This window comes from Pseudescherichia vulneris (genome assembly GCF_902164725.1).
GTDB lineage: Bacteria > Pseudomonadota > Gammaproteobacteria > Enterobacterales > Enterobacteriaceae > Pseudescherichia > Pseudescherichia vulneris.
Window position 1 is genome coordinate 2,729,279 of record NZ_LR607338.1, and the last position, 7,491, is coordinate 2,736,769.

The window sequence follows — 7,491 nt, forward strand, 5'->3', positions numbered from 1 at the left end:
TGCACATCCGGCTCGTTATTTACACTTCGAGGTAATTCATAATGCCGTCGGCGGCTTTACGCCCTTCAGCAATCGCCGTCACCACCAGGTCCGACCCGCGCACGATGTCACCCCCGGCGAAGATTTTCGGGTTGCTGGTCTGGAAGGCGTTTTCGTTGCCTTCCGGAGCGATGATGCGGCCCTGGGCGTCCAGTTCAACGCTGTGCTGTGCCAGCCAGGACATGCTGTGCGGACGGAAACCAAACGCCATCACTACCGCATCGGCCGGAACTACATGCTCGGAACCAGCGACAATCTCAGCCCGGCGGCGACCGTGTGCATCTGGCGCGCCCATTTCGGTACGTGCCATCTTCACGCCGCTCACCTTGCCGTTAGCGTTGACTTCAATACCCAGCGGCTGGACGTTGAACTGGAACTCCACGCCCTCTTCACGCGCGTTTTTCACTTCGCGGCGGGAGCCTGGCATGTTCTCTTCATCACGGCGATAGGCACAGATCACATGCGTTGCGCCCTGGCGGATGGAGGTGCGCACGCAGTCCATTGCGGTATCACCGCCGCCCAGCACCACCACGCGCTTGCCTTCCATGCTGACAAAAGGTTCATCCGCGGTCTCACCGAAGCCCATGATCTGCTTGGTGTTAGCGATCAGGAACGGCAGGGCATCAAACACGCCGGAGGCGTCTTCATTCTCCAGACCGCCGCGCATGGACTGATAGGTGCCCACGCCGAGGAATACCGCATCGTAATCCTTCAGCAGATCGTCGAGCTGCACGTCGCGGCCCACTTCGACATTGAGTTTGAACTCAATACCCATGCCGGTGAAAATCTCCCGACGGCGGGTCATGACCTCTTTCTCCAGCTTGAAGGCCGGAATACCAAAGGTCAGCAGGCCACCAATCTCTGGATGGCGATCGAACACCACTGCCTTCACGCCGTTGCGGGTCAGCACGTCGGCGCACGCCAGACCTGCCGGGCCCGCGCCGATGATGGCGACGCGTTTGTCGGTCTGCTTCACGCCGGTCAGGTCCGGACGCCAGCCCATCTCAAACGCCTTATCGTTGATATAGCGCTCGATGTTGCCGATGGTTACCGCACCGAACTCGTCGTTCAGGGTGCAGGAGCCTTCGCAAAGGCGGTCCTGCGGACAGACCCGGCCGCACACTTCCGGCAGGGTGTTAGTCTGATGCGACAGCTCGGCGGCTTCAAAAATACGCCCCTCGTTGGCCAGCTTCAGCCAGTTCGGGATGTAGTTATGTACCGGGCATTTCCATTCACAGTACGGGTTGCCGCAGGAGAGGCAGCGGTCTGCCTGCGCCTTGGCCTGGCCTTCTGAAAACGGCTCATAAATCTCAACAAATTCGATCTTACGGATCTTCAGCGCTTTCTTGGGCGGATCCACGCGCTGTAAGTCGATAAACTGGTATACGTTCTGGCTCATTGCTACCTCTTACTGCGCCTGCACGCGCAACTCTGCGGCGCTGCGACTACGGTGACCCAACAGGGCTTTAACATCGCTGGACTTCGGCTTAACCAGCGCAAATTTCGCGGCGAAGGTCGGCCAGTGCGCCAGAATCTCTTCTCCACGCGAGGAGCCCGTATGCTGCACATGCTCGGTGATCAGGCCGCGCAGGTGCTCTTCATGGATCGCGAGGTCGTCGACGCTCAGCACTTCCACCAGCTCCGGGTTCACGCGTTTGCGGAACTCGCCGTCTTCATCCAGCACGTAGGCGAAGCCGCCGGTCATACCCGCACCAAAGTTAACGCCGGTCTTGCCGAGAATACAGACGATGCCGCCGGTCATGTACTCACAGCCGTTGTCACCAATACCTTCCACCACGGTGATCGCCCCGGAGTTACGGACCCCAAAACGTTCCCCCGCGCGGCCTGCGGCGTACAGACGACCGCCGGTCGCGCCGTACAGGCAGGTGTTACCGATAATGCTCGCCTCGTGGCTACGGAAGGCCGAGCCAACCGGCGGACGCACCGCCAGCAGACCGCCCGCCATGCCTTTACCGACGTAATCGTTGGCATCCCCGGTCAGGTACAGCTCAACGCCACCGGCGTTCCACACGCCGAAGCTCTGGCCTGCGGTGCCGCTGAAGTGGGCTTTGATCGGATCCGACGCCAGGCCCTGATCGCCATGCGTCTGGGCAATGTAGCCGGAGAGCGATGCGCCTACCGAACGGTCGGTGTTGCGAATATCAAACCAGAAGGTTTTGCTCTGGCGATCGTCAACAAACGGCTTGGCTTGGTTCAGCAGCTGGGCGTTGAGCACCCCGTTATCAAACGGTGGGTTGTGCTCGGTGCAGTGGAGCGCTTTGCCTGGATGCGGCTCGGCAGTCTCCAGCAGCTTGGACAGATCCAGCTTCTGCTGTTTGGCGGTGAAGCCTTCCAGCGCGGTGAGCAGATCGGTACGGCCAATCAGGTCTACCAGGCGGGTTACGCCCAGCTGCGCCATCAGCTCCCGGGTCTCACGGGCGATAAATTCAAAGTAGTTGGTCACTTTGAACGGCAGGCCGTGATAGTGGTTCTTACGCAGCTTCTCATCCTGGGTTGCAACGCCCGTTGCGCAGTTGTTCAGGTGGCAAATACGCAGGTATTTACAGCCCAGCGCCACCATCGGGCCGGTGCCGAAGCCGAAGCTCTCCGCACCCAGAATCGCCGCTTTGATGATGTCCACGCCGGTTTTCAGGCCGCCATCCACCTGCAGGCGGATCTTGTGACGCAGGCCGTTCGCCACCAGCGCCTGCTGGGTCTCAACCAGCCCCAGCTCCCACGGGCAGCCCGCGTATTTCACTGAGGAGAGCGGGCTTGCGCCGGTGCCGCCGTCGTAGCCAGCAATGGTAATCAGATCTGCATAGGCTTTTGCGACGCCGGTGGCGATGGTGCCTACGCCCGGCTCGGAGACCAGCTTCACGGAGATCATCGCCTTCGGATTGACCTGCTTGAGGTCAAAGATCAGCTGGGCCAGATCCTCGATGGAGTAGATATCGTGGTGCGGCGGCGGGGAGATCAGCGTCACGCCCGGCACCGAGTAGCGCAGCTTCGCAATGTACGGGGTCACTTTGTCCCCCGGCAGCTGGCCGCCTTCCCCAGGCTTCGCGCCCTGGGCCACTTTAATCTGGATCACGTCGGCGTTCACCAGGTAGGCCGGGGTCACGCCGAAGCGGCCCGAGGCAACCTGTTTGATACGCGACACTTTATTGGTGCCGTAGCGAGCCGGATCTTCTCCGCCTTCGCCGGAGTTCGAGTTGCCGCCGATGCTGTTCATCGCTTCGGCCAGCGCCTCGTGGGCCTCTGGACTCAGCGCGCCGATAGACATTGCTGCGGTATCGAAGCGTTTAAACAGCTCGCTGGCGGGCTCCACGTCGTCAATGCTGACCGCGTCCGCAGGCGGGTTGATGTGCAGCAGATCGCGCAGGGTAGCCGCCGGACGTTCGTTGACCAGCTTAGCGTACTGCTGATAGTCGCTGTACTCGCCGCTCTGTACCGCCTGCTGCAGGGTGCGCACCACGTCAGGGTTATAGGCGTGGTATTCACCGCCGTGCACGTACTTCAGCAGACCGCCCTGTTCAAGCGGCTTACGCGCCAGCCAGGCACGCTTCGACAGGTTCAGCAGATCCTGCTGGAAGTCAGCAAAGCCCGCGCCGCCGATGCGGCTGATTACGCCCTGGAAGCAGAGATCGGCGACCTCGTCATGCAGGCCGACCGCTTCGAACAGCTTCGAGCAGCGGTAGGAGGCCACGGTCGAGATGCCCATTTTGGACATGATCTTGTAGAGGCCTTTGTTGATGCCGTTACGGTAGTTCAGCATCACGTTACGGTAGTTCTTATCGATGGCGTGCGTATCCACCAGCTTCGCCAGGGTTTCATAGGCGAGGTATGGATAGATAGCCGTCGCGCCGAAGCCCAGCAGCACGGCGAAGTGATGCGGATCGCGGGCGCTGGCGGTTTCAACGATGATGTTGGCGTCGCAGCGCAGGCTCTTCTCCACGAGGCGAGTCTGGATAGCACCCACCGCCATTGGAGCCGGAACCGGCAGGCGATCTTTGGCAATGTTACGGTCAGAGAGCACCAGCAGCACCGTGCCGTCGCGCACCATCTGTTCTGCTTTATCACACAGCGCGCTCACCGTGTCTGCCAGCGACGCGGTGTTAACGTCAAAGGTGATATCCAGCGTGTCGGCGCGGTAGTGGTGCTCCGACATGGTGGTGAGCTGTTTAAAATCGGAGTAGAGCAGGATCGGTGACTTAAAGGTCAGGCGATGCGCCTGGCCCTCGGCTTCACAGAAGACATTCATCTCCCGACCGATGCTGGTGGCCAGCGACATCACGTGTGCTTCCCGCAGCGGATCGATTGGCGGGTTGGTGACCTGCGCAAACTGCTGGCGGAAGTAGTCATAAATGATGCGCGGCTGGCTGGAGAGCACGGCAAACGGGGTATCGTCACCCATTGAGCCGACCGCCTCCTGGCCGTTTTCACCCAGCACGCGGACCACGGAATCCAGCTCTTCGGCGCTGTAGTTAAACTGTTTTTGGAAGCTGGCGAGCAGGTCGTCATCCATCTCACGGCTGCCCACCGCGTCATCCGGCAGATCTTCAAACGGCACCAGACGGCGTACGTTTTTCTCCATCCACTCTTTATAGGGGTGGCGGCTCTTCAGATCGTCATCGGTTTCGCGGGAGTGCAGGATACGGCCGCCGCGGGTGTCGATCACCATCAGCTCACCCGGACCTACGCGGCCTTTTTCCACCACTTCGTCGGGCTGGTAATCCCAGATCCCCACTTCTGAGGCGCAGGTGATCAGCTTGTCTTTAGTGATGACGTAGCGCGCCGGGCGCAGACCGTTACGGTCCAGGTTACAGGCGGCAAAGCGACCGTCGGACATCACGATACCCGCCGGACCATCCCACGGCTCCATGTGCATGGAGTTAAAGTCAAAGAAGGCGCGCAGCTCCGGATCCATATCCGGGTTATTCTGCCACGCTGGCGGCACCAGCAGGCGCATGGCACGGACGATGTCCATCCCGCCCGCCAGCAGCAGCTCCAGCATGTTATCCAGCGAGCTGGAGTCGGAGCCGGTTTCGTTAACGAACGGCGCGGCGTCGTGCAGATCCGGGATCAGCGGCGTCTTGAATTTATAGGTACGCGCGCGCGCCCACTGGCGGTTACCGGTGATGGTGTTGATCTCACCGTTATGGGCCAGGTAGCGGAACGGCTGGGCCAGCGGCCAGCGCGGTACGGTGTTGGTGGAGAAGCGCTGATGGAACAGGCAGATGGCCGACTCCAGACGCAGATCCGCGAGGTCCAGGTAGAAGCGCGGCAGATCCGCCGGCATACAGAGACCTTTATAGATGTTGACCAGGTTCGAGAGGCTACAGACGTAGAACTCTTTATCCTCCTGGAGGCGTTTTTCGATACGGCGGCGCGCGATAAACAGGCGGCGCTCCATATCACGTGGACGCCAGCCCGCAGGGGCGTTGACAAAAATTTGCTCAATACGTGGCAGCGAGGAGAGGGCGATTTCACCGAGCACCCCTTCGTTGGTAGGCACATCGCGCCAGCCCACGATAGACAGGGTCTCTTGCTGAAGTTCTTCTTCGACGATGCGGCGCGCAGCGGCGGCCTTCTCAGCGTCCTGGTTCAGGAACAGCATGCCGACGGCGTAATTTTTGGCTAAGCGCCAGCCGCGCTCTTCGGCAACCAGGCGGAAGAAACGGTCAGGTTTTTGCAGCAGCAGGCCGCAACCGTCGCCGGTTTTACCATCGGCAAGGATCGCACCACGGTGCTGCATTCGGGCCAGTGCGTGAATAGCGGTACGCACTACCTTGTGGCTAGGTTCGCCTTCTATGTGGGCGATCAGGCCGAAACCACAGTTATCTCTCTCAAGAGATTTATCGTACAACATATCAGTGAACCTCCCCAGGCTCTACGTGACTCTCTCATGACCGTGGCGCGCAGGCGCAGAAAGGGCGTGGCGACGGAGCCTACAGGCCTCGCGTGTCGCCCTCTATCATCCTTTTCGCTTAGGTCAAACAAGTGTTGAGGACTTGCTTCAGAGGGAATCTAAATTACTGCATAAATATGGTGAGCAGACTGCTCACCCAGAAAGCTTCCAGCGGATATCCAACTTATCGGGAATCGACACACAGGTCAAATCACAATCTTATTTATACAAAAATGTGCTAACACAGGGTTAATGCGCTGATATAAATAGATATTTAGCTATTTTACAGCCAGGTTACAGCTACAGCAGGCAGGGACAGAGTGTGATCTCTCTCACTATAAGAAAGCGCTATCGTTACCGGTATACGCTATTTTTTTACTTTAATGCGCTATTTTTCGCTAGTTGCACAGAGTAACCCGCATAAAGACACTGTTTTACGCTTGCGCAAAAATTGTCGAAAAACAGGCTGGCAATATAAGGAAAAGTAATCAACATGGCGGTGAATGAAACTTCGGTAATTTTGCTTGGTTATGCAAAGAAAATAGCGCCGCTATGGCGATTGATCCAGGTCATCGCCGACGGAGGCTAAAAGTGGCAGGCTTGCCCCTTTTTTAAGGGCGGCCTTTCAGATTATGCAGTTACAAAAATTAGTCAATATGTTTGGTGGCGATCTTGCCCGCCGCTACGGTGAAAAAGTGCATAAGCTCACCCTGCACGGCGGCTTTAGCTGCCCGAACCGCGATGGCACCCTTGGCCGCGGGGGCTGCACCTTCTGCAACGTTGCCTCCTTTGCCGATGAGACCCAGCAGGCGCACTCTATCGCTGAGCAGCTGGCTTACCAGGCAACGCGGGTTAACCGCGCCGGGCGCTACCTGGCCTATTTTCAGGCCTATACCAGCACCTGGGCCGAGGTTCAGGTGCTGCGGGCGATGTACTACCAGGCGGTGAGCCAGGCCAATATTGTCGGGCTGTGTGTTGGAACGCGCCCGGACTGCGTCCCGGAGGCGGTGCTGGATCTGCTTAGCGAATACCAGCAGCAGGGCTATGAGGTCTGGCTGGAGCTGGGTCTGCAAACGGCCCACGATAAAACCCTGCACCGCATCAACCGTGGCCACGACTTCGCCTGTTATCAAAAAACGACCCGGCTGGCCCGGCAGCGCGGGCTGAAGGTATGCAGTCACCTGATCGTTGGCCTGCCGGGGGAAGGGGAGACGGAGTGCCTTGCCACGCTACAGCGAGTAGTAGAGAGCGGCGTTGACGGTCTCAAGCTGCATCCGCTGCATATTGTCACCGGCAGTACTATGGCTAAGGCCTGGCAGGCCGGGCGGTTAGCCGGTATCGAGCTGGATGCCTATACCCATATCGCCGGGGAGATGATCCGCCATACGCCGCCGGATGTGATCTACCACCGCATCTCCGCCAGCGCCCGGCGTCCAACCCTGCTTGCGCCGCTGTGGTGCGAGAACCGCTGGACCGGCATGGTCGAACTGGATAAGTACCTCAACGCCCATGGGGCGCAAGGCTCTGCGTTAGGCAAGCCGTGG

Annotated in this window: 3 protein-coding genes; 1 reads left to right on the plus strand and 2 read right to left on the minus strand. The window is 59.3% G+C overall.

The window, feature by feature from the left end:
- Positions 1 to 19 precede the first annotated feature (19 nt).
- Positions 20 to 1,438 (minus strand): glutamate synthase small subunit, encoded by a 1,419-nt coding sequence (locus tag FN633_RS11350; protein WP_154057784.1) that lies wholly within the window; start codon positions 1,436 to 1,438, stop codon positions 20 to 22.
- A gap of 9 nt (positions 1,439 to 1,447) precedes the next feature.
- Positions 1,448 to 5,908 carry a glutamate synthase large subunit gene (gltB, locus tag FN633_RS11355; RefSeq protein ID WP_154057785.1) on the minus strand — a complete coding sequence of 1,487 codons (4,461 nt, stop codon included), beginning with the start codon at positions 5,906 to 5,908 and terminating at the stop codon, positions 1,448 to 1,450.
- A 671-nt stretch (positions 5,909 to 6,579) separates the two neighbouring features.
- Here gltB and mnmL point away from each other — a divergent pair.
- Positions 6,580 to 7,491: tRNA modification radical SAM protein MnmL/YtqA (mnmL, locus tag FN633_RS11360; RefSeq protein WP_154058918.1), on the plus strand; the 912-nt coding region annotated here is incomplete at its 3' end.

What these genes read in the sequence shown, in the direction of transcription:
- gltB (WP_154057785.1), bottom strand. Translation starts at nt 5,908, where the DNA reads ATGTTGTACGATAAATCTCTTGAGAGAGATAACTGTGGTTTCGGCCTG.
- FN633_RS11350 (WP_154057784.1), bottom strand. Translation starts at nt 1,438, where the DNA reads ATGAGCCAGAACGTATACCAGTTTATCGACTTACAGCGCGTGGATCCG.